This is a genomic window from Pseudomonas syringae KCTC 12500 (assembly GCF_000507185.2).
Taxonomy (GTDB): Bacteria; Pseudomonadota; Gammaproteobacteria; order Pseudomonadales; family Pseudomonadaceae; genus Aquipseudomonas; species Aquipseudomonas syringae.
Map to the genome: position 1 here is coordinate 1605313 of NZ_AYTM02000002.1, position 20184 is coordinate 1625496.

24 protein-coding genes are annotated in these 20184 nt (G+C 59.8%); 11 read left to right on the top strand and 13 right to left on the bottom strand.

All coding sequences use genetic code 11. From position 1 onward, the window contains the following. Positions 1-14: 14 nt before the first annotated feature. Positions 15-1715, top strand: a complete 1701-nt coding sequence (gene ureC / locus V476_RS07415) for an urease subunit alpha (RefSeq protein WP_024960721.1) — start codon at positions 15-17, stop codon at positions 1713-1715. 47 nt (positions 1716-1762) lie between these two features. Here the strand turns inward: ureC and V476_RS28575 are convergent, their stop codons facing one another. Continuing rightward, positions 1763-2380, bottom strand: coding sequence for a thioredoxin family protein (locus tag V476_RS28575; protein WP_027902950.1), 618 nt, complete (start codon positions 2378-2380; stop codon positions 1763-1765). Beyond that, the gene (locus V476_RS07425) at positions 2377-2763 is read right to left on the bottom strand and encodes a thioredoxin family protein (protein WP_024960722.1); all 387 of its coding nucleotides are present in this window, start codon (positions 2761-2763) and stop codon (positions 2377-2379) included. The genes V476_RS28575 and V476_RS07425 overlap by 4 nt, the downstream gene beginning before the upstream one ends. A gap of 158 nt (positions 2764-2921) precedes the next feature. Between V476_RS07425 and V476_RS07430 the strand changes: the two genes are divergently transcribed. After that, the gene (locus V476_RS07430) at positions 2922-4052 is read left to right on the top strand and encodes a sensor histidine kinase (protein WP_024692075.1); all 1131 of its coding nucleotides are present in this window, start codon (positions 2922-2924) and stop codon (positions 4050-4052) included. Positions 4053-4127: 75 nt separating this feature from the next. Here the strand turns inward: V476_RS07430 and cbpA are convergent, their stop codons facing one another. Beyond that, on the bottom strand, positions 4128-5072 hold the full coding sequence (cbpA, locus tag V476_RS07435; RefSeq protein WP_024960723.1) for a curved DNA-binding protein: 945 nt from the start codon (positions 5070-5072) through the stop codon (positions 4128-4130). Positions 5073-5399: 327 nt separating this feature from the next. Between cbpA and V476_RS07440 the strand changes: the two genes are divergently transcribed. Beyond that, a complete protein-coding gene (locus V476_RS07440; protein WP_003421150.1) occupies positions 5400-6665 on the top strand; it encodes an Hsp70 family protein in 1266 nt (421 codons plus the stop codon). A 277-nt stretch (positions 6666-6942) separates the two neighbouring features. Here V476_RS07440 and V476_RS07445 read toward each other — a convergent pair whose 3' ends face one another. Both V476_RS07445 and V476_RS07450 read right to left on the bottom strand, forming a co-directional pair. Continuing rightward, complete coding sequence (locus tag V476_RS07445) at positions 6943-7953, bottom strand: AI-2E family transporter (RefSeq protein WP_003347907.1); 1011 nt, start codon at positions 7951-7953, stop codon at positions 6943-6945. A 188-nt stretch (positions 7954-8141) separates the two neighbouring features. Beyond that, positions 8142-8432: a PsiF family protein gene (locus tag V476_RS07450; protein ID WP_024960724.1), complete on the bottom strand. Its 291-nt coding sequence runs from the start codon at positions 8430-8432 to the stop codon at positions 8142-8144. A 152-nt stretch (positions 8433-8584) separates the two neighbouring features. Here V476_RS07450 and V476_RS07455 point away from each other — a divergent pair, with 152 nt between their 5' ends. Then, complete coding sequence (locus V476_RS07455; protein ID WP_003391860.1) at positions 8585-9466, top strand: DMT family transporter; 882 nt, start codon at positions 8585-8587, stop codon at positions 9464-9466. Here the strand turns inward: V476_RS07455 and V476_RS07460 are convergent. Further along, complete coding sequence (locus tag V476_RS07460) at positions 9463-9696, bottom strand: hypothetical protein (RefSeq protein WP_003317034.1); 234 nt, start codon at positions 9694-9696, stop codon at positions 9463-9465. The two genes, V476_RS07455 and V476_RS07460, sit on opposite strands and share 4 nt — an antisense overlap. Before the next feature lie 310 nt (positions 9697-10006). Between V476_RS07460 and osmE the strand changes: the two genes are divergently transcribed. Then, positions 10007-10345, top strand: coding sequence for an osmotically-inducible lipoprotein OsmE (gene osmE / locus V476_RS07470; protein ID WP_003317036.1), 339 nt, complete (start codon positions 10007-10009; stop codon positions 10343-10345). A 66-nt stretch (positions 10346-10411) separates the two neighbouring features. Here the strand turns inward: osmE and V476_RS29545 are convergent, their stop codons facing one another. Continuing rightward, complete coding sequence (locus V476_RS29545) at positions 10412-10498, bottom strand: small membrane protein YohP (RefSeq protein WP_441344152.1); 87 nt, start codon at positions 10496-10498, stop codon at positions 10412-10414. Between the two features lie 210 nt (positions 10499-10708). Between V476_RS29545 and V476_RS07475 the strand changes: the two genes are divergently transcribed. Continuing rightward, positions 10709-11248, top strand: coding sequence for a ferritin-like domain-containing protein (locus tag V476_RS07475; RefSeq protein ID WP_003317037.1), 540 nt, complete (start codon positions 10709-10711; stop codon positions 11246-11248). A 121-nt stretch (positions 11249-11369) separates the two neighbouring features. Here the strand turns inward: V476_RS07475 and V476_RS07480 are convergent, their stop codons facing one another. Beyond that, positions 11370-13436: an AsmA family protein gene (locus V476_RS07480; RefSeq protein ID WP_024648031.1), complete on the bottom strand. Its 2067-nt coding sequence runs from the start codon at positions 13434-13436 to the stop codon at positions 11370-11372. A gap of 223 nt (positions 13437-13659) precedes the next feature. On the opposite strand from V476_RS07480, the gene V476_RS07485 reads away from it, so the two are divergent. From V476_RS07485 to V476_RS07505, 5 genes are all read left to right on the top strand, one after another. Continuing rightward, positions 13660-14292, top strand: a complete 633-nt coding sequence (locus tag V476_RS07485) for a TetR family transcriptional regulator (protein ID WP_002555418.1) — start codon at positions 13660-13662, stop codon at positions 14290-14292. 233 nt (positions 14293-14525) lie between these two features. After that, a complete protein-coding gene (gene ureE, locus V476_RS07490) occupies positions 14526-15026 on the top strand; it encodes an urease accessory protein UreE (RefSeq protein ID WP_003317039.1) in 501 nt (166 codons plus the stop codon). Next, positions 15023-15697, top strand: coding sequence for an urease accessory protein UreF (locus tag V476_RS07495; protein ID WP_004412064.1), 675 nt, complete (start codon positions 15023-15025; stop codon positions 15695-15697). The genes ureE and V476_RS07495 overlap by 4 nt, the downstream gene beginning before the upstream one ends. Positions 15698-15718: 21 nt before the next feature. Beyond that, on the top strand, positions 15719-16336 hold the full coding sequence (gene ureG / locus V476_RS07500) for an urease accessory protein UreG (RefSeq protein WP_003347890.1): 618 nt from the start codon (positions 15719-15721) through the stop codon (positions 16334-16336). A gap of 26 nt (positions 16337-16362) precedes the next feature. Next, a complete protein-coding gene (locus V476_RS07505) occupies positions 16363-16935 on the top strand; it encodes a HupE/UreJ family protein (protein WP_024693502.1) in 573 nt (190 codons plus the stop codon). Positions 16936-16983: 48 nt separating this feature from the next. Here the strand turns inward: V476_RS07505 and V476_RS07510 are convergent, their stop codons facing one another. The 5 genes from V476_RS07510 to ribH form a co-directional block, all read right to left on the bottom strand. Next, positions 16984-17403, bottom strand: a complete 420-nt coding sequence (locus V476_RS07510) for a hypothetical protein (protein WP_003317042.1) — start codon at positions 17401-17403, stop codon at positions 16984-16986. Further along, positions 17400-18017, bottom strand: coding sequence for a GTP cyclohydrolase II (gene ribA, locus V476_RS07515; protein ID WP_003317043.1), 618 nt, complete (start codon positions 18015-18017; stop codon positions 17400-17402). Before ribA ends, V476_RS07510 begins: the two co-directional genes overlap by 4 nt. A gap of 133 nt (positions 18018-18150) precedes the next feature. Further along, on the bottom strand, positions 18151-19116 hold the full coding sequence (gene thiL / locus V476_RS07520; RefSeq protein WP_024960726.1) for a thiamine-phosphate kinase: 966 nt from the start codon (positions 19114-19116) through the stop codon (positions 18151-18153). 16 nt (positions 19117-19132) lie between these two features. Next, on the bottom strand, positions 19133-19630 hold the full coding sequence (nusB, locus tag V476_RS07525; protein ID WP_003317045.1) for a transcription antitermination factor NusB: 498 nt from the start codon (positions 19628-19630) through the stop codon (positions 19133-19135). Continuing rightward, positions 19627-20103, bottom strand: coding sequence for a 6,7-dimethyl-8-ribityllumazine synthase (ribH, locus tag V476_RS07530; protein ID WP_024960727.1), 477 nt, complete (start codon positions 20101-20103; stop codon positions 19627-19629). The genes nusB and ribH overlap by 4 nt, the downstream gene beginning before the upstream one ends. Between the last annotated feature and the right edge of the window lie 81 nt (positions 20104-20184).

Genomic DNA, 20184 nt, shown 5'->3' on the forward strand with positions numbered 1-20184 from the left:
CCGAGGTACGATAGATGAAGATAAGCCGACAAGCCTACGCAGACATGTTCGGCCCCACCGTCGGCGACAAGGTTCGCCTGGCCGATACCGAGCTGTGGATCGAGGTCGAGAAGGACTTCACCACCTACGGTGAAGAAGTGAAGTTCGGCGGTGGCAAGGTCATTCGTGACGGCATGGGCCAGGGCCAGTTGCTGGCCGCTGACGTAGTCGACACGCTGATCACCAATGCCTTGATCATCGATCACTGGGGCATCGTCAAGGCAGACGTCGGCATCAAGAACGGGCGTATCGCGGCCATTGGCAAGGCGGGCAACCCGGACATTCAGCCGGACGTGACCATTGCAGTCGGCGCAGCCACCGAGGTCATTGCCGGCGAAGGCATGATCCTCACCGCTGGCGGCGTCGACACGCACATCCACTTCATCTGCCCGCAGCAGATCGAAGAGGCCCTGATGAGCGGCGTGACGACCATGATCGGCGGCGGCACCGGCCCGGCCACGGGCACCAACGCCACCACTGTCACACCCGGCCCGTGGCACATGGCGCGCATGCTCCAGGCCTCGGACTCGTTCCCGATGAACATCGGTTTCACCGGCAAGGGCAACGTCAGCCTGCCCGGCCCGCTGATCGAACAGGTCAAGGCAGGCGCCATCGGTCTGAAGTTGCACGAGGACTGGGGCACCACGCCTGCGGCCATCGACAACTGCCTGAGCGTGGCCGACGAATACGACGTGCAGGTGGCGATCCACACCGATACCCTCAACGAGTCGGGTTTTGTCGAGACCACCCTGGCCGCGTTCAAGAACCGCACGATTCACACTTATCACACCGAAGGTGCCGGTGGCGGTCACGCGCCGGACATCATCAAGGCCTGCGGCTCACCCAACGTGCTGCCGAGCTCGACCAACCCGACCAGGCCGTTCACCCGCAACACCATCGACGAGCACCTGGACATGCTAATGGTCTGCCACCACCTGGACCCGAGCATCGCCGAAGATGTGGCCTTCGCGGAAAGCCGCATTCGCCGCGAGACCATTGCCGCCGAGGACATCCTCCACGACCTGGGCGCGTTTTCCATGCTCAGCTCCGACAGCCAGGCCATGGGCCGGGTCGGTGAAGTGATCATGCGCACCTGGCAAACCGCCGACAAGATGAAGAAACAGCGTGGTCCACTGCCGCAGGATGGCCCAGGCAACGACAACTTCCGCGCCAAGCGCTACATCGCCAAATACACCATAAACCCGGCGATCACCCACGGCATCAGCCATGAAGTGGGCTCCATTGAAGTCGGCAAATGGGCGGACCTGGTGCTCTGGCGCCCGGCGTTCTTCGGCGTCAAACCGACCCTGATCCTCAAGGGTGGCGCCATCGCCGCCAGCTTGATGGGCGACGCCAACGCTTCGATCCCGACCCCGCAACCGGTTCATTACCGCCCGATGTTCGCCAGCTACGGCAGCTCATTGCACGCCACCAGCATGACGTTCATCAGCCAGGCAGCGTTCGACGCCGGTGTACCGGAGTCACTGGGCCTGAAGAAGCAGATCGGTGTCGTCAAAGGCTGCCGTACCGTGCAGAAGAAAGACCTGATCCACAACGGTTACCTGCCGGACATCGAAGTCGACCCGCAGACCTATCAGGTCAAGGCCGACGGGGTGTTGCTGTGGTGCGAGCCTGCGGATGTGCTACCGATGGCGCAGCGGTACTTTCTGTTTTGAACCCAAAAAAGGGCCTTCGGTGTGCGAAGGCCCTGGGATGTTTCAGCTCAGACTGACTGTTTGGGGTCCAGCTTTTTGATTTCGGTCCTGTACCAGGACTTCAGATGAAAATCAGCGGTTTCCTTAAGCTTTACACCGTTCTTGAAAAAGATAACAGTCGGCGCGACGGTCACATTGTACTGTTGAACTGTCGCTGCACAGCTGTCCATCGGCACCCGAAGCATCACGACCGTGCCTTTGAACTCGGGCGCAAGCTCGTCGAGAGTCGCCCCAGTCCGTGTGCTGTGGTCAGGTTCGTTATACTCATTGACCCCGGGTCGGCTGAATTCGACCAACACCAGAGGGTTGGCTTTAGAGAACTCGCTATTGAAATCATCGTCATCCGAGACGGTTATTGCTTTAACTGTTTTTTCCTTGCGATTCAGAAATGTCTCGTCCGACTCCAGTATCTTCAATGCCTGCAACGTATCATTGATGGCGTCCAGCGTCCCCAGGTCCTCTGCGGTAGCCTTGCCTTGCAAGGTACGCCTCAGCACGCGAAAAACACTGAGTTTCCCTTTCGCCATATCGTATCGGTTACTGGTTTTACCGTTGGCGCCGGCCGGTACCTGCTCCGCCAGCGTGATACGCGCCTCGACAAGCGTTAATAATTCAGCATTGATCATGAAATTTCTCCCTCATCAACAATGCCGGCAAACGCTTTCAACGTGTCCTCTACGTACTGCTTGTCATAACCACCAACTATTTCGGCCATTTTGATCAGCACGGTCGTCGGACCGTGGTTGATGGCATACGTATTCGACGTCACCGGATTCAGAGTGTCCTTCAAGTCCGGACCCAACTCGATCTCGACCCTGACGAACTTGATTTTCTCGGCGTACGCGACGGCCAGTTCGTCTATGACAGCGTCCATTTTTGCACTGGCATTAGGCAGTTTTTGTTTGCTTTCCTTACCTCTGGTAGAAAATTCGACCAGGACCGGCTTCGTCTTGCTGGCTTCAAGAACTTCCTGTTGAAAGGTTGCATCTGTAACCGTAATGACACTCATGTCCCGGCCCTCCGTTCGTATAATCCCCGGAGGAAACATAGGACGAAGCGAATAGCACGTCTACTGACAGAAATGACAGTAAACACTCTGTTTGTCGTGCTCTGTAAAGGCGATAATATGCGCCATCTTTCGTCACGCTCCTCCAAAGGTAACCGGCCATGCGCCTTTCCGAATTCATCGTTATTCATGTGGATCGCATCGTCGATGAATGGGAAGACTTCGCCAGAACCCTGAAACCGGCGGCAGAAACGATGACCAGGGCCGAGCTGCGGGATCATGCCAGTTCGATTTTGCTCGCCGCAGCACGGGACATGAAGACCGCGCAGAGCAAAAGCGAGGAGATTGCCAAGGCCAGAGGCGAAGAGCTGAACAAGACACCAAGCCTGGACGAAGCAGCCAGCAGCCATGGCGAGTTGCGCCATGAGGTCGGCTTTGATCTGGTGCAGATGACGTCGGAGTTTCGCCATCTGCGCGCCAGCGTCATCCGCCTCTGGGTAGAAAGCCTGGCAGCGCCGCAACTGGCCGATTTTCAAGACGTGATTCGCTTCAACGAAGCCATCGACGAGGCGCTTGCCGAATCCACCGCGGCCTATGCGGAGCGGGTTGGGCGCTCACGGGATATCTTTCTCGCCATTCTCGGTCACGATCTGCGCGCGCCACTGCAAGCCGTCAGCATGTCCACCGAGTTGCTGGCCCGCAAAATAACGCTGGACGAAAAGACCCAGTCCTATGTTTCACGTATCCAGACCAGCACCCGCCACATGGGCTCGATGGTCAGCGATCTGCTGGAGTTCGTGCGCAGTCGTCTGGGCGCCGGGCTGCCGGTGGAGCGCAAATACATGGACCTGGCCAGCGCCTGCCGCGAGGCCATCGAGGAAGCCTGCGCCGGGCGACCGGACTCTGTGCCGGTGCTGAACATCGAAGGCAACACCAAGGGCCACTGGGACGCCGGGCGGATCAGCCAGATGTTACAGAACCTGATCGGCAACGCCCTGCAGCATGGTGCCGCCAGTCACGAGATAACGGTGACTGTCACGGGTGCCGAGAAAGCGGTGATATTGGTGGTACACAACGAAGGCAAACCGATTGCCGAAGACGCTATCGGGACGATCTTCGATCCGCTGGTGCGCAGCACCGAGGAAAACAGCGAAATACGCGGCACGTCGACCAGCCTGGGTCTTGGCCTGTTCATCGTCAAGGAAGTGGTCAACGCCCACGGCGGCAGCATCACTGTGACCTCGACCATTGGCGAGGGCACGACCTTCAATGTGGTGCTGCCGAAAAACTGACCGAGGCTGACTGCCTGCTGATGCGGGTGCCGCATCAGCCCAGGCAGAAAAGACAGAATCGCAAGAGCGCTCCGCTCAACCCTTCCACTGCGCGCGAGGATCGAACGACGAACTGTCTGCCAGTTTCTGCCAGAGCGCCCGGGTAGCCTCGTCGGTGTGCTTGGGCACGACTACTTTCAACTGCGCGTAAAGATCGCCGCGCTCGCCACTCTTGTTCATCAAGCCGTTACCCTTGATCCGCAGACGCTGCCCGTTCTGACTGTCCGGGCGGATGGTCAGGTTGATCCTGCTGGTCAGCGTTGGCACGGCAACCTTGGTACCCAGCACGGCTTCCCAGGGGGCCAGTGGCACGGTGATGACCAGATCATGGCCCTCGACCTCGAACAGCGGATGCGGGGCCAGGCGAATGATCAGGTACAAGTCGCCATGGGCACCACCGCCCACGCCAGGTGCGCCCTGCCCCTTCAGGCGAATACGCTCGCCATCGACTACGCCTGCCGGAATCTTCACATTCAGCGTTTTAGTGATATCGCTCATGCGCTGCCCGTTGGGGCTGTGCTGCGGCACCTTGAAGCTGACCTGCTTGGATTCCCCCGAAAGTGTCTCTTCGAGGAACACCGCCAGTTCCATCTCCACGTCCTGCCCGGTGCGTCCAGGGTTGCGGGTACGCCCGCCCTGTTGTGGCCGGCCACCGAAAATGGAGCTGAAAAACTCCGAAAAGTCTGCCGTTTCCTCGAACCCGCCTGCCCCCGCGCCGGCGCGGCTTTGCCAGCCAGGCGGGGTCTGGAACGGACGGCCCTGACGACCGTATTTGCGTAGCTCGTCATACTCGGCGCGCTTTTCAGGGCTGCTGAGTACCTCATACGCTTCGGAGGCTTCCTTGAACTTGTCTTCGGCGCCTGCTTCCTTGCTGACGTCCGGGTGATACTTGCGCGCGAGTTTGCGATAAGCGGTCTTGATCGCCTTGTCGTCCGCAGTCGGCTCCACGTCAAGTATCTTGTAGTAGTCTTTGAAATCCATGTAACGATCACCCATCCGAATTATCCGGCAAAGCCAGATACGCTGGCGTCACGCGCCCAGCTCCCTCTGTCACGAGGCATCTGGATTACCTAACGTCGAAAAATATACAGATAGACCAGCTGCCTTTGTCGGCGGGTCGATAGCTCGACACCCTAATGTCCGACAACAGCGTCTACCGGGAATCCCTTCAAGATTGGGGGTAATAGGCTTCAGTTCAAGGCTTGGCCGCAAATACAGCCAGGTAAATATAAGCGACGTGTCGCGCTACGCAATTTGCCCGCGCTGACATAAACTGCGCGGCCGTTTTTTGACTGGAACGTAAAAGACATGAATGACCAATCCCCGGCCCGTGCCTGCGGCATCGATTTCGGCACGTCCAACTCCACTGTCGGCTGGCAACGACCCGGCATGGAATCGTTGATCGCGCTGGAGGACGACAAGATTACCCTGCCTTCGGTGGTGTTCTTCAATATGGAAGAGCGCCGCCCGGTGTATGGCCGCCTGGCGCTGCACGAGTATCTGGAAGGCTACGAAGGCCGCCTGATGCGCTCGCTCAAGAGCCTACTGGGCTCGAAGCTGATCAAACATGACACCAGCGTGCTGGGCACGGCGATGCCCTTCAAGGATTTGCTGGCCCTGTTTATCGGCGAGCTGAAAAAGCGCGCGGAGCAAACGGCCGGACGCGAATTCGAGCAAGTCGTGCTGGGTCGTCCAGTGCATTTTGTCGATGACGACGCCCAGGCCGACCAGGAAGCCGAAGATACGCTGGCTGAAGTAGCACGCAAGATCGGCTTCAAGGACGTGTCGTTCCAGTTCGAACCGATCGCTGCGGCGTTCGATTACGAGTCCACCATCCAGGACGAAGAACTGGTGCTGATCGTCGACATCGGCGGCGGTACCTCGGACTTTTCGCTGGTGCGTCTGTCGCCCGAGCGACGCCAGCACGATGATCGCCAGCAGGACATCCTCGCCACCGGTGGCGTGCACATCGGCGGGACCGACTTCGACAAGCAGTTGAGCCTGCAAGGCGTGATGCCGCTGTTCGGTTATGGCAGCCGCATGAAAAGCGGTGCGTACATGCCGACCAGCCACCACATGAACCTGGCGACGTGGCACACCATCAACGCCGTGTACTCGCAAAAATCGCAACTGGCCCTGGGCAGCATGCGCTACGACATCGAAGACACTGGCGGTATCGATCGCCTGTTCAAACTGATCGAACAGCGTGCCGGGCACTGGCTGGCCATGGAAGTGGAAGAAACCAAGATCCAGCTGACTCACGCCGACAGCCGTCACCTGCTCATGGATCGAGTGGAAGCCGGCCTGAGCGTGGACCTGAGCCGGGTGATGTTCGAAGCCGCCATCGACGCCCAGCTTGAGCGCGTGCGCAACAGCGTGACGAACTTGCTGAACGATGCGAGAGTGAGTGTCGAACAGGTCAGCACGGTGTTCTTCACCGGCGGTTCAAGCGGTATCCCTGCCCTGCGCAACAGCGTCTCGAACATGCTGCCCAACGCGCGCCACGTCGAAGGCAACATCTTCGGCAGCATCGGCAGCGGCCTGGCCATCGAAGCGAAGAAGCGTTACGGCTAGTCATGCGCCTATTGTGGGAATGCCCTTCGTGATGCTCCGCGTCACAGATCGCTGATCTTGTGGGAGCGAGCTTGCTCGCGAAGACGGATTACCTGACCAATGGACTTCCAGCGGCTGCACGGGCCTCTTCGTGAGCAAGCTCACTCCCACGGGCGGGAGTGTTTCGAGCCATGTGGATGCTCTGCAGCACCGCAGACGCAGAGCGTCCAGAGCTGCATGCCAACGCGGTGAACTGTCACGATAGGCGTTCTTTCGGACGCCTATCTACGCAAGCGCACTAGACCAACCCTTCCTTCTGCAACTCACTCTTCAGGTAGGCATAGTAAATCGGCCCTGCGACCACGCCCGGCAGACCGAATGCGGCTTCGAACAGCAGCATCGCCAGCAGCAGCTCCCACGACTTGGCGTTGATCTGTCCGCCCACGATGCGCGCATTGAGGAAGTACTCGACCTTGTGGATCACGATCAGGTAGCCCAGCGCCGCCAGCGCGACCCAGATCGAGATGGACATGCCAACGATGAAGATCAGCGTGTTTGACATCAGGTTACCCACCACCGGCAACAGGCCGAGCAGGAAGGTCATGATGATCAGGGTCTTGGTCAGTGGCAGGTGAATCCCGCACAGCGGCAATACGATGGCCAGGAACACCGAGGTAAACGCCGTATTGAGCAGGGAAATCTTGATCTGGGCGAAAACAATGTTGCGAAACGCCCGGCTGACCAAGTGCAGCCGATCGAACAGAGCAGCCGCCAGCGGCTTGCGCGCATGCACATCGGAGATACGCTGCAAGGCAATGATCGCGCCCAGCACCATGCCGATCAGCATGGTGACGAACATGTGCGCCGCCCCCTTGCCGATCAACTGCAATTCGCCCACGTGCTTCTGCAGCCATTGCCCGAGCGAAACCTGAAACTCCGCTGCACTGGCAGGCAGATAAGCATCGATGAACGGAGGCAACTGACCACGAGCGCGGTCGACCAGGGTCATGAACTTGTCGAGCGAGGCACCCGGATTTTCGGCTTCATGCAGCACAAAACTGATGGCACCGGCAAAAATCAGTGTCAGCAGGCTGACCACCAGCGTGCCCAGCAGCGCCACAGCCAGCCAGCGGGCCCGTTCGCCGGAGATCAGACGTTGCAACTTGGGAGTCAACATGTTGACCAGCTCGAACACCAACAGTCCAGCCAGCAGGCTGGGCAACAACTTGAATGGCAACACCAATAACAGACCGCCAAATACAAGAATCCAGCTGGCTATTAACACCTGACGCGCAGAAAACGTTGGCATAGACCCTCAACGGGCAACACAAGGAAGGTGGGCAGTCTGCCAGCCTTCTTGGCCCATAACCAGTGATCCGAAAGCGGTAAAAAACAAGCCGCAATCATCTGCCCGATGATCGGCTCGAGAACAGCGCGAAAGTGCAGTGTTTACTGCACCCGCGCCTGTTGCCCGCAGTAAAGATGCCGACTGAAAAATTATTTCTTCTTGAGACAATCGCTCATGAAACTCTTGCGCTCATCGCCCTTGAGCGCCTGAGTGCTGGCGGTCGCGTTGCAGGTTTTCATCTTCTCCTGCTGAGTGGCCGCCGGCGGCGGTGCCGCTTTCAGGCAAGTGCTCATGAACGCCTTGCGCTCATCGCCCTTGAGCGACTTCGTGCTGGCGTCGGCATTGCAGGTGGTCATTTTGTTCTGCTGCGCGGTCGCAGCGAAACCCTGGGCAGACAACATCAAGCCAACGAGCAACACAGGAATACCGAGCTTGTTCATCGATCCACTCTCCAGATCCACTGCGCCGGGCGGCACAGGCTGAGATTCAGTGTAGTCAGCGTCTGCAGTCTGTGACGGGGCACCGAATATCGCCGCTGGCATTCTCGACAAACAGGCGGATAATTACGCCTCGCTTTAACGATGATCCCCTTATGCAATACGCTTTCCCGCTGATCACCGTCCTTATCTGGGCGATCAACACAGCCGTCACCAAGGCGTCTGCCGGGGTGATCTTTCCGGCTGAAATAGGCTTTTATCGCTGGGCGCTGGCCGGCTTGCTGTTCACGCCGTTCATGCTCGGGCCGGTGTGGGCGAACCGCGCGGCAATCAGACCGGTACTGGGCAAGATCTTCATTCTGGCCGTGCTTGGCACAGCGCTGTATCAGAGCCTGGCGTACTTCGCGGCCAGCCTGACGACGGCCACCAACATGGGGATCATTCAGTCGATGGTGCCGATGATGGCGCTGGGGCTGTCGATAGCCTGCCTCGGCACTCGCTTGACCTCGGGTGCGCTGCTGGGGGCGGCGCTGTCATTCGCGGGTGTGGTGGTCGTGGTCTCGGCGGGCAATCCGGCCGGCCTGATCGAGCAGGGGGTCAATCGGGGCGATGCGATGGTGCTGGTGGCCGCCGCGTCGTATGCGGTCTACAGCACACTGCTGAAGAAGTGGCAGTTGCGTTTGCCGCCCCTGCAGTTGCTTTACGTACAGATCCTGCTGGCGATTATCGTTTTACTGCCGCCGTTCATGCTGTCGGCGAAAACCGGCCTGAATGCGAGCAACATCCCGATGGTGCTGTATGCCGCGATTCCAACGTCGATGCTCGCGCCGTGGCTGTGGATGACCTCGATCATGCGCCTGGGCCCCAGCCGCACAACACTGTTCTTCAACCTGATGCCCATCGCCACGGCCTTGATTGCCGCGGCGACACTGGGCGAGAAACTGGCGCTCTATCACCTGTTCGGCGGAGCGCTGACCCTGTGCGGCGTCATCCTAGCGGAACGCTGGACAACGCCGCTGCGGTCAAAGGCGGATTAGACAGTCGCGCTGCCTTCGCTGCCCTCCAGGCTGTGAATCGACACATCGGTGATGCCGGCGGCAAGGGGCAGCCCGGCTTCACCCATTGGCAGCTCGTCCAGCTCTACGTGATGCTTGAGCGCCAGTTCGTGCACGACTTCGATGATGGGCACGTCCAGATTCTCGATAATGTCTACGTGGTGCTCGCCGAGCAGGGTGTACTCGATCTCATACAGCTCTTTATCGCTCATCGCATCTTCCTGGCCGTCACTGAGGAACGGCTGATTAACGAACTACGGTCCGACAACCGATGACCGAGCCCAAGGCTGAGCAAAACGCTCAACCATGCCATCAGATTGACCTCGGCCTTTCGGGAACGTGCGAGGAATATTCAAAGCGCTTTTCATGCCCGATCGTCATGCCGTTCGGGGGGGGCAGCACCGGCATCAGGGTGGATGCAAGGTACTGCCTCATCGCCATCTTTTTTTTCGAACTCTTGGCCTCTCCTCTGCTCCAAGGCGTACCGGGCCAAAACCGGCTCTGACATGTGGAGCAATAACGATGTACAAAAAACTCTTCGCGGCGACCTTTGTATTGGCGACGATGGCTGGCTGCAGCAACACAACCGTGCAGAACCCGGTGGACTACGTCACTTATCGCAACGAGCCGCTGGTCAAGCAGGTCGAGAACGGCATGACGCGCCAGCAGGTCCTGACCATCGGCGGTGAGCCGTCGAGCACCATCGAGCGCCGGGTCAACCCGGGCACTTGCAACAACTACGTCATGAACAAAGACGGCCACAAACAGGTTTACCATGTCAGCTTCAACAGCGACGGCCGTGTAACCAACAAAGGTTTCATGACTTGCGAACAACGCGAGAAGAACGAAAAAGCGATGTAATCAAAACGCAGGTACAAACAAAAAGCCCGAGGCCTGTATGCCTCGGGCTTTTTGTTGAATGCTTTTTTAGAAAACCAGCTTGAACAGGGCGATAACCACGACCAGGCCGATCAGAAAGATGATGCCAACGGTGCTTCCCAGGAACTTGAGCATTGTGTATCTCCACGATTTATTTGGGTCTCAAGGTTGGGACCGCGGGGCTCAGCACTCGTTTCTTATATTTTTACATTCAGTCACAACCTTGCGCACCGACGAAAATCCGATAAAACTTTTTCCCTTCTCCAGCACTCACAACCCTTGCTGATCCTGCCGGGCAATACACAGAGCGGGACAGCAAAACCTGATGAGTCCTGGAGATAAATGATGAATTCTGCACCGCAATCACAGCTTTCCGATGTAAATACTCTGCGCCAGCGCGCACGCCAGAACGTTGAGGATGGTGCTGTGACTCAAGGTTACAGCGCTGACCGCGAAACGGTCCTGCGCCTGCTCAATGAATCGCTGGCTACCGAGCTGGTCTGTGTGCTGCGCTACAAGCGCCACTACTACATGGCGTCGGGCCTGAAAGCGAGCGTCGCGGCAGCCGAGTTTCTGGAACACGCAGAGCAGGAAGCGCAGCACGCTGACAAACTGGCCGAGCGTATCGTGCAACTGGGCGGCGAGCCGGAGTTCAACCCGGACACCCTGTCGAAGAACTCCCACGCGCAGTACGTGGCTGGCAACACACTGAAAGAAATGGTCTACGAAGATCTGGTTGCCGAGCGCATCGCCGTCGACAGCTATCGCGAGATCATTCAATACCTCGGCGACAGCGACCCGACTACACGCCGCATCTTCGAAGAAATCCTTGCTCAGGAAGAAGAGCACGCCGATGACATGGCAGACATTCTTAACGATCTGTAAGCCGCAGCAGCAAATGAAAAGCCAGGACCTGTGTCCTGGCTTTTTTGTGGCCGGCATTTTCTCAAGCCAGATGCGTGAACATCGTTGCGCACGCTCCAGCGCGGGCACGAGAGATGGAGCGTTACTTCACCGTCTTCGGCGCCTTGCCGGTGCGCATCTGCTCCAGCAGCGGACCACACTGATTCGGCTCGCTGTCGCCAGTGGCGACCAGCGCGAGCAAACCGGCAACAGGACCTACGGTTGCACCGAGCAGGACCATGCCGGCTCCACGCAGCAACAACGGACCGGACTGTACGCCTGCGTTGGGCTTGGCGAACGGGCCGTTGACGTACAGCGGCGAGCGCAGCGAGAACACGCGGAAGCCTTTGGACTCAGGGTTGATCTGCAGGTCCAGTTGCTCGGTCTTCAGGTTCGCGGTGCCATTGATGTAAATGATGGCGTTCTCGGTATCGAAGACAAACAGCCGGCTGGTCGCCAACCCGTCTTTGATACCGAAGTTCGAGGCCGCGCAATTGATCTTCACGTCCTTGTCGCCGAACAGCTTGCCGACTACGTAGTTGCCCACGTTGAGCCCGGCAATTTCCATCAGGCCACGACTGATCGCGCCGTCGTTCACCAGCATCTTCATTTCGCCGTTGGCAGACCCCAGCAAGGCTGCAATCGAGTTGCCGCGCCCACTGATATCGGCGTCGCCGTTCAGCTCACCGAAGCTGGTTTTCATCGGTTCGAAGGTCGGGAACAACTGCTTGAGCTTGAAATTGCGCGCCGACAATTTAGCCCTGCCCTGCATCGGTTTGTTTTGCCCGTTCAGGCGAATGTCCGCGTCCAGCTTGCCGCCTGCCACACCAAAGCGCAGCGGCTCGAGGCTCAACTGACCATCGTCGAGAACCAGATGGGTGTAGAGGTCAGTGAACGGCAGATCCGGGCTCTGCACGATGCGCTTGCCGGTGAACTCCACGTCGGCGTCCATCGCCCGCCAGCGATCAGTCTGAAACTCCTCGACAGGCAGAACCTTGCCCGAAGGCTGCTTGCTCTCGCCACCGCGCTTTTTCTGCGCAGCATTGGAGTCCGCACCGATCAGCGGCGCGAGGTCACTGAACAGCAATTGGTTGGAGACCAGCACGCCGCTCAGCTTGGGCCGGGGCTGACTGGCGACGAAGCCCAGATCGCCGTGGATATCGCTGTTGCCGATCTTGCCGTTGAAGCCTTCGTAACGGAAGTTGGCGCCAGCCGGGTCGTGCAGTTTGGCGATCAGGCGGCCATCAGTGGAGTACGCCGGAGAATCCGGCAGGGTCACGCCGGTCAGCGGGTAAAGATTGCTCAGGCTCGCGCCGGAAAGCTTGAGGCGCAGATCCAGCGCGCCCAGGTTCTGTGGATCGGTCAGGGTCCCGGCGATCAGCGCATGGGTATCACCGACCTTCACGTCAGCCTGTACCGGAAACGGTTGATTGGCATCCTTGAGCGCGAGCAGACCGCCGACCTTGCCGGTGCCGCTCAGCTTCTGACCGTGATACTGGCCGGTGACCGCCAGTCCGAACGCATAGTCCTGCGGTACAGCACCCTTGTCCTGGGCCTTTTTCGCTTCCTTGCTGCCGACGATTTCACTGAACGGGATCGGCTTGCCGAGCAGGTCGATCACCACGTCCAGATTGGCGTTGAGTTTCTGGTCGTTGAAGCTCACCAGTCCCTTGTCGAACTTGATCGCGCCGATGTCCATCACCCATTTGGAGGGCTCGGCATTCGGGTCGGATTTGGGCAGATCGAACACCCAGTTGGCGCGACCATCGGCCAGACGCTCGAGTTTAGCCTCGGGGCCGGTCAGATCGATACGCGGGATAACCACTTGCTGCGCCAGCAGCGGCAGCAGCGAGAGACGAAATTCGACGTGCTTGAGGGTCACCATCTGCGGGGTCTTCGACCATTCAGGGTTACCCAGGCTCAGGTCATCGGCGACAAAGTGCGGCGACGGCACCCAGGCACGCCAGCCACCGAGTTCGGGCTCACGCGTCCAGCGCACATCCAGATCACCATTGATGGCGAACGGACGATGCAGCGCTTCGCTGACCTTTGCATTGAGGGTGGGTTTGATGCGATTCCAGTCGAAAGTGACGATCACAATGACCAATATAGCCAGCACCACCAGCAACGTGGCACCTGTCCAGGCGAAAATCTTGCGGCTGCGCGTCATGCGTCACTCTCCAGAAAACAGCGCCCCGACCCTGGCGCGCTGAATACGACATGAATGTTCGACTGACAAACGCGCCGAGGGTTTGATTTGAATACGAAAATGCATCGAAGGCCAGCACTCATGCACTATTACTGGTCAAGGAGCCTGACTGAAAACCCTTTCGACGCAGGTAAAGCGCATTTGCTAAAGTGCAACCCAGCCTAATCCAAGAATCGTTTGAGCCATGCTGCCCCGCGCCGAACAGAAACAACAGACCCGAAGAGCCCTGCTCGATGCTGCCCATCAATTGATGGAGAGCGGGCGCGGCTTCGGCAGCCTGAGCCTGCGCGAAGTGGCGCGCACGGCAGGCATCGTGCCGACCGGGTTCTACCGGCACTTTGAAGACATGGACCAGCTGGGGCTGGCGCTGGTCAGCGAGGTCGGCCAGACCTTTCGCGAGACCATCCGGCTGGTGCGCCACAACGAATTCGCCATGGGCGGGCTGATTCGTGCGTCGGTGAAGATATTCCTTGAACGCGTGGCAGCCAACCGCTCGCAGTTCCTGTTTCTGGCGCGCGAACAATACGGCGGCTCCTTGAAGGTGCGCCAGGCGCTCGGAGCGCTGCGTGAAGGCATCAGCGCCGACCTCACCGCAGATCTGGCAAAGATGCCCAAATGGCAGCACCTGAATGCCGATGCACTGTCGATCATCGCCGACCTGGTGGTCAAAAGCGTGTTCGCGATGCTGCCGGAACTGATCGACCCGCCCCCTGCCTCACTGGCCCCGCACCTGACACCTCAGGCGAAGATCACCCAGCAACTGCGCTTCATCTTCATTGGCGCACGGCATTGGCGGGGGCTGGGCAGTCACGATTGACGGTCGGAACGCTCTGCTTCGTCCCGAGAAAAACGTCTCACTATTAACGCTCCCATCAACCAAAAGACTCGCACCAAATTAAGGCACCACCTCGCTTGCGCACCTAAATAGAGCGATGCGGCGCGTGTCGATACTCGCATCACCCGCTTCTGTCAGCCATTTCGCCGTAAGCTGCACTGTTGGCAAGCCCCTTGCTCTGATTTGAAGCATCGCAATTGGCTGGAAGCTATCTGATGCTGGTGATTCACGACCGAATCGAACCTCAGGCCGAATGGGCCGCCGAACTGCATTTGAATTTCGAGGCACGCAGCAAAAGCCGACTGCGTTGCTTCAGTGCGGAAAACGAAGACGTCGGCCTGTTTCTGCAACGCGGCCAGTCGCCGCTGCGCGATGGCGAGTTTCTTCAAGCCCAGGATGGCCGCGTGGTGCGTGTCTGCGCGCGTCCCGAAAAACTCATGCACGTCACGTGCAGCAGCACCTTTGAACTGACCCGCGCGGCCTATCACCTTGGCAATCGTCACGTGGCCCTGCAAGTCGGCGATGGCTGGCTGCGCCTGCTCGACGATTACGTGCTCAAGGCGATGCTCGACCAGCTGGGCGCCACTGTCGACACCATCGAAGCGCCGTTCCAGCCGGAACATGGCGCCTACGGCGGCGGGCATCATCACTCGCGCGCAGGCGAGGAGGATTTCAACTATCCGCCGCGCATGCACCAGTTTGGCGTGCGCAAGTGAACAGCGCCTGGGCGCTGTTGCGCTTGGCCAGCCCGCAGCTGCCTATCGGTGGCTACAGCTATTCGCAAGGGCTGGAAATGGCAGTGGAGCAGTCCATTGTGGTGGACCCGCAGACCGCGGGCCGCTGGATCGGCGATCAACTGCTGCTCAACCTCGCGCGTTTCGAGGCGCCCCTGCTGCTGGCTCATTGCGAAGCAGCGGCAGCCGGTGACTGGGGTCAGCTGCTGCAAGTCAGCGAACAGCATCGCGCCAGCCGCGAGACTCGCGAGCTGCATCTGGAAAGCCGGCAGATGGGTTACTCCTTGAAGCAGTTGCTCGATGGCCTGCCTGAACTGGATCGTGATGCGCGCCATTTTCTGCAGCAGACTGCCGAGCCGCACCTGGCCCTTGGTTGGGCGCTGGCCGCACGCGCCTGGCAGATCAGCCCGCAGGATGCGCTGGCCGCCTGGCTATGGAGCTGGCTTGAAAACCAGTTGGCCGTGCTGATGAAAACCCTGCCGCTGGGCCAGCAAGCCGCCCAGCGCCTGACCAGCGAACTGTTGCCGTTATTGCAGCAGGCGCAGGTCAGTGCCAGCGCACAAGATCCCTGCCATGCCGGTAGCGCAGCCTTCGGTCTGTCCCTGGCGAGCATGGCGCACGAACGTCAATACAGCCGGTTATTCCGGTCCTGATCAGTCCTTATGGAGAACTCAATGAACAGCCAACCTCTGCGCGTCGGAATCGGTGGCCCGGTCGGATCCGGCAAGACGGCGCTGACCCTGGCGCTGTGCCTGGCACTGCGCGACCGCTATAACCTGGCCGTGGTGACCAACGATATCTATACCCGAGAAGACGCTGACTTTCTGGTGCGTAACGAGGCACTGGCACCTGAGCGCATCATCGGCGTTGAAACCGGCGGCTGCCCGCACACCGCCATTCGCGAGGACGCTTCGATCAACCTGGAAGCAGTCGACCAGCTCAATCGCCGCTTCGAAGGCCTGGACCTGATCATCGTCGAGTCCGGTGGCGATAACCTTTCCGCGACCTTCAGCCCGGAGCTTTCCGACCTGACCATCTACGTGATCGACGTGTCGGCCGGCGACAAACTGCCGCGCAAGGGCGGTCCGGGCATCTGTAAGTCCGACCTGCTGGTGATCAACAAGATCGACCTCGCCCCGTTGGTGGGCGCGTCACTGGAAATGATGGACAGCGACACGCGCAGGATGCGTGGCGAAAAGCCGTTCGTGTTCAGCAATCAGAAAACCGGTCAGGGTCTGGAACAGATCATTGCCTTCATTGAGCGCCAGGGCCTGCTGAATGCAGCAGCCTGAATTCAACAACCAAAAGGAACCCGTCGATGAACTACAAAAAAGCCCTTGGCGCCCTCGCGCTGTTGCTGGTGCCGACTCTGGCGCTGGCTCACCCCGGTCATGGCGATAACGGCCTGATCGCTGGTATCAGCCACCCGATCGGTGGGCTGGATCATTTGCTGGCCATGCTTGCCGTCGGCTTGTGGGCTGCGCAGCAACAAGGGTCGGCACGCTGGGCGCTGCCGTGCACCTTCGTCGGCACCATGCTGATCGGCGGCATGCTGGGCTTTGAAGGTCTGAACCTGCCTGCGCTGGAAAGCGGCATTGCAGCATCGGTACTGGCTCTGGGCCTGGCCGTGGCATTGGCAGTACGTCCGCCGCTGGCGTTGGCGGTCGCCGCAACAGCCCTGTTCGCCTTGTTCCACGGCGTGGCGCATGGCCTTGAACTGCCGGAAATGTCCAGCCCGTGGGCGTATGCAGCAGGTTTCGTTGCAGCTACTGCGGCCTTGCACGCGCTGGGTTATGCAGTGGTTCGCATGTTGCCTCAGGCGGCAGCACCGCTGGTGCGTATCGCCGGTGCAGCCTCTGCGGCAGCGGGTGTGTGGTTGCTGGCAGCCTGATCCCTGATCGAGTTTCGCGCTGATCGTGTCCGCGTCAGTTGGGGATGATCAGCGCGAAGGCGCAGGAATGCGGTACAGGTAGAGCAGCACTGCGCTGGCAAACGCCAGCAGACAGACCGGCAAGGGATGCAGACCGAACAGAACCGCGATGGCGGCGATCCAGGCGGGCAACCCGGCGGCCAGGAACGCCAGGCGGCGAATGGCCGCGAGCTTGAGCCACGCTGCCGGCTCCTCGGGTGTATCGAGTGCAGCCTGGGTGACCGCAAGCGCGCGCTTGTAGGCGCCGAAGGGTTTCAGGCTGACGAACATCGAGCCTATGCCGGCGATGAACAGCGGGATCGCCAACACCGGAATGAGCGGCTCGCTGGCACCGAAAAATAGACAGACCACCAGCAATGGCGCCAGGGTCAGACCCAGTTGACGCCACCATTGCATCTCCAGCTTTTGACGAACCTCGCTGCGTGTCACGCGGGGCCGACCTCGCTTTGATGTTCGTTGCCCATCATGTGCCCCAGCTTGCCCGCCTTGGTTGCCAGATAAAGGCGGTTGTGCGGGTTTTGTCCGGTGTGCAGCGGCACGCGCTCGGCGACCGTGATGCCCATGTCGGTCAAGGCCTTCACCTTGCGCGGGTTGTTGGTCATCAGCCGCAACGACTGCACGCCCAGATGCTGAAGCATCGGCAGGCAGATCGCGTAGTCACGCTGATCGGCAGCAAAGCCCAGCCGCTCGTTGGCTTCAACCGTATCGGCACCACCATCCTGCAGCTCATAGGCGCGGATCTTGTTCATCAGACCGATACCGCGCCCTTCCTGGCGCAAGTACAACAGTACGCCCCGCCCTTCGGTGGCAATGGCGCGCAGGGCGGCTTCCAGTTGAGAACCGCAATCGCAACGCTGACTGAACAGGGCGTCGCCCGTCAGGCATTCGGAATGTACGCGACCCAGAACCGGCTCACCGTCCGCCACATCGCCCAGACTCAGGACGACGTGTTCACGGCCGGTTGCCGACTCGATAAAGCCGTGCATGGCAAACTCTGCAAAGGGAGTGGGCAGTTTGGAAGCGGCGACAAAGACGACGGGCACCGTGTGCTCCTGATCAGTATGAAGACTGGAAATTCGCAAGATTTGCATTGTAACAGCAGGTTCCTGCAGACGCTCAGGGTGAATTCTCGGGCATTTAGATCATAAAGTTCGATAGATAGAAGCGCTCATCGGCTCACTGCTCACCGCCAAAATGCTGGTAGCCACGCGTGTCAGGCGTGACGTCTTGACCTGTGTCGTCAACAAGAATGACGCCTTGCCCCTGCTCTACCCGGCCAATCACATGCACCGGCCAGCCTTCTTTCAGCAAAGTCGGCAAGTGTTCGGAAGGCAGTGTGAAGGCCAGGATGTAATCGTCGCCACCGCTGAGCGCGGCCTGTCGGGCAGAAGGCAGATCGAACAAGGTCAGCAACTGGTCAGACATCGGCAGCCGGTCCCGCTCAACCACCAGACGAACACCCGACGCGCGAGCGATGTGTCCGCAGTCGGCCAGCAGCCCATCGGAGATGTCCAGCGCCGACGTCGCCCTGCCGAGCAAGGCCTGCCCAAGCGCCAGTTGCGGTTGCGGCGACCAGTAGCGGGCCAGCAATGCTTCGGCGATCGAGGGCTCGGCGCTGCGCTGCTTCAATACCAGCGGTAACGCACCTGCGCCATCACCCAGCATGCCGCCGACACACAACAGGTCACCCGCCTGAGCACCCGCGCGGGTCAGGGCTGATCCGGCCGGCACAGCGCCGAACACTGTCAGGGTCAGGCTCAAGGGACCGCGCGTGGTATCACCACCGATCAGACGCAGCGAACAGCCTTGCGCCATCTGGTCAAGGCCGCGAGCGAAGGTCTGCAGCCAGGCGGCATCGACCTGCGGCAGGGTCAGGGCAAGGGTGAACGCGACAGGCCGGGCGCCCATGGCCGCCAGGTCACTGGCAGACACCGCCAGCGCACGCTGGCCAAGCAGAAAGGGGTCGCAGGCATCAGGAAAATGTACCCCGGCAACCAGGGTGTCGGTCGAGATCGCCAACTGCTCACCGGGCGCTAACGCCAGCAGCGCGCAGTCGTCGCCGATCCCCAGGGCAACTTCCTCGCCCACCTGCGCACAGGGCGCGGCGGCGAAGTAATTGCGGATCAGCTCGAACTCTCCCATGAAGGTCAGGCGCGAATCAGCGCTTGTGGGCCTTCACTTCGACTTCACGCAGGCGCGGCGCCAGCTTGTCCAGCACGCCATTGACGAACTTGTGGCCGTCAGTGGAGCCGTAGACTTTCGCCAGCTCGATGCCTTCGTTGATCACTACGCGATAAGGCACATCGATGCGCTTGAGCAGTTCGAAGGTGGACAGCCGCAGCACGGCCAGTTCAACCGGGTCGAGCTCTTCGATGGTCAGGTCAAGGCAAGGCGAGAGCGCGGTGTCGATCTCGGTCTTGTTGGTTGCCACGCCGTGCAGCAGCTCATGGAAGTAGGTGCCGTCGACGTTGCTGAAATCGTTGTCGACACGGAACTGCGCTTCGATCTCGTTCAACGAATGGCCGGCCATGTGCCACTGATACAGGGCCTGGGTTGCCATCTGACGTGCTTCACGACGCTTGGCGCTTTTGCCCTTGGCGGCTTCCGGCGATTTGGCGTCGCGCGGGTTGAACTGGTCGGTATCGTCGGAAATCACTTGGCCTCCAGCTGCGACAGCAGACTGACCATTTCGATAGCGGACAGAGCGGCTTCAGCGCCTTTGTTGCCGGCCTTGGTGCCGGAACGCTCGATGGCCTGTTCAATGGAGTCGACGGTCAACACGCCGAAAGCGACCGGCACGCCGAATTCCATGGACACCTGAGACAAGCCCTTGACGCACTCGCCTGCCACGTATTCAAAGTGTGGAGTACCGCCACGGATCACTGCACCCAGCGCGACGATGGCCGCGAACTCGCTGCGTTGGGCAACTTTCTGCACAACCAGTGGAATCTCGAACGCACCCGGGGCACGGATGATGGTGATGTCGCTTTCGCTCACGCCATGGCGTATCAGCGCATCAACGGCACCGCTAACCAGGCTTTCCACGACGAAGCTGTTGAAACGGCCAACTACCAAGGCATAGCGGCCTTGGGGGGCGATGAAGGTACCTTCGATGGTCTTCAAGGTCATTCGGTGAGTCTCGTATTAAAGAGCAAGCCCGCCTTGGGGCGGACTTTGAGGGATATTAGGCCACGAATCATGCCTGTCAGG

Bases quoted from the DNA above. Each gene is read 5' to 3' on its own strand.
- cbpA (WP_024960723.1), bottom strand. From the start codon at position 5,072: ATGGATTTCAAAGACTACTACAAGATACTTGACGTGGAGCCGACTGCG.
- V476_RS07425 (WP_024960722.1), bottom strand. From the start codon at position 2,763: ATGAGTGTCATTACGGTTACAGATGCAACCTTTCAACAGGAAGTTCTT.
- ureE (WP_003317039.1), top strand. From the start codon at position 14,526: ATGCTGGTGATTCACGACCGAATCGAACCTCAGGCCGAATGGGCCGCC.
- ureC (WP_024960721.1), top strand. From the start codon at position 15: ATGAAGATAAGCCGACAAGCCTACGCAGACATGTTCGGCCCCACCGTC.
- V476_RS07430 (WP_024692075.1), top strand. From the start codon at position 2,922: ATGCGCCTTTCCGAATTCATCGTTATTCATGTGGATCGCATCGTCGAT.
- V476_RS29545 (WP_441344152.1), bottom strand. From the start codon at position 10,498: ATGCTCAAGTTCCTGGGAAGCACCGTTGGCATCATCTTTCTGATCGGC.
- V476_RS07480 (WP_024648031.1), bottom strand. From the start codon at position 13,436: ATGACGCGCAGCCGCAAGATTTTCGCCTGGACAGGTGCCACGTTGCTG.
- V476_RS07460 (WP_003317034.1), bottom strand. From the start codon at position 9,696: ATGAGCGATAAAGAGCTGTATGAGATCGAGTACACCCTGCTCGGCGAG.
- ribH (WP_024960727.1), bottom strand. From the start codon at position 20,103: ATGACCTTGAAGACCATCGAAGGTACCTTCATCGCCCCCCAAGGCCGC.
- V476_RS28575 (WP_027902950.1), bottom strand. From the start codon at position 2,380: ATGATCAATGCTGAATTATTAACGCTTGTCGAGGCGCGTATCACGCTG.
- thiL (WP_024960726.1), bottom strand. From the start codon at position 19,116: ATGGGAGAGTTCGAGCTGATCCGCAATTACTTCGCCGCCGCGCCCTGT.
- V476_RS07485 (WP_002555418.1), top strand. From the start codon at position 13,660: ATGCTGCCCCGCGCCGAACAGAAACAACAGACCCGAAGAGCCCTGCTC.
- ureG (WP_003347890.1), top strand. From the start codon at position 15,719: ATGAACAGCCAACCTCTGCGCGTCGGAATCGGTGGCCCGGTCGGATCC.
- V476_RS07455 (WP_003391860.1), top strand. From the start codon at position 8,585: ATGCAATACGCTTTCCCGCTGATCACCGTCCTTATCTGGGCGATCAAC.
- V476_RS07450 (WP_024960724.1), bottom strand. From the start codon at position 8,432: ATGAACAAGCTCGGTATTCCTGTGTTGCTCGTTGGCTTGATGTTGTCT.
- V476_RS07505 (WP_024693502.1), top strand. From the start codon at position 16,363: ATGAACTACAAAAAAGCCCTTGGCGCCCTCGCGCTGTTGCTGGTGCCG.
- V476_RS07445 (WP_003347907.1), bottom strand. From the start codon at position 7,953: ATGCCAACGTTTTCTGCGCGTCAGGTGTTAATAGCCAGCTGGATTCTT.
- V476_RS07475 (WP_003317037.1), top strand. From the start codon at position 10,709: ATGAATTCTGCACCGCAATCACAGCTTTCCGATGTAAATACTCTGCGC.
- osmE (WP_003317036.1), top strand. From the start codon at position 10,007: ATGTACAAAAAACTCTTCGCGGCGACCTTTGTATTGGCGACGATGGCT.
- V476_RS07440 (WP_003421150.1), top strand. From the start codon at position 5,400: ATGAATGACCAATCCCCGGCCCGTGCCTGCGGCATCGATTTCGGCACG.